This window comes from Pseudomonas sp. P7548, from assembly GCF_013386585.1.
Lineage (GTDB): Bacteria > Pseudomonadota > Gammaproteobacteria > Pseudomonadales > Pseudomonadaceae > Aquipseudomonas.
The window spans coordinates 1-305 of the sequence record NZ_JACARO010000220.1; the positions used below are offsets into that span (position 1 = coordinate 1).

Annotated in this window: 1 protein-coding gene; it reads left to right on the forward strand. The window is 64.6% G+C overall.

Annotation, left to right across the window (positions count from 1 at the left end; translation table 11 throughout):
* Window positions 1–286 (forward strand): DUF4174 domain-containing protein (locus HX803_RS32395; RefSeq protein ID WP_178926116.1); only part of this gene is annotated, 286 nt, incomplete at its 5' end.
* Window positions 287–305 lie beyond the last annotated feature (19 nt).

Below are 305 nucleotides of genomic sequence, written 5' to 3' on the forward strand. Positions count from 1 at the left end.
CGCCCTGATCCGCGCCCTCAAGCTGGGTGCCGGCAGCGGTACCAAGGTGATTCTGGTGGGCAAGGACGGCGAGAAGAAAGTCGAGAAGACTGTGCCACCGGACACCCTCGACCTGAAGGAATTCTTCAGCGCCATCGACCAGATGCCCCAGGCTGAAAAAGACCTGGCCGCACCGGCCGAACCCGAGCCTGCTGCGGCGCCTCCCGCCAAAGGGGCCAAGCCCGCCAAACCGGCCAAGCCGGAAAAAGCCGGCAGCAAGCCAGCCCCGCAACCACTCGACGACTGAACACATAACCCCTGTGGGA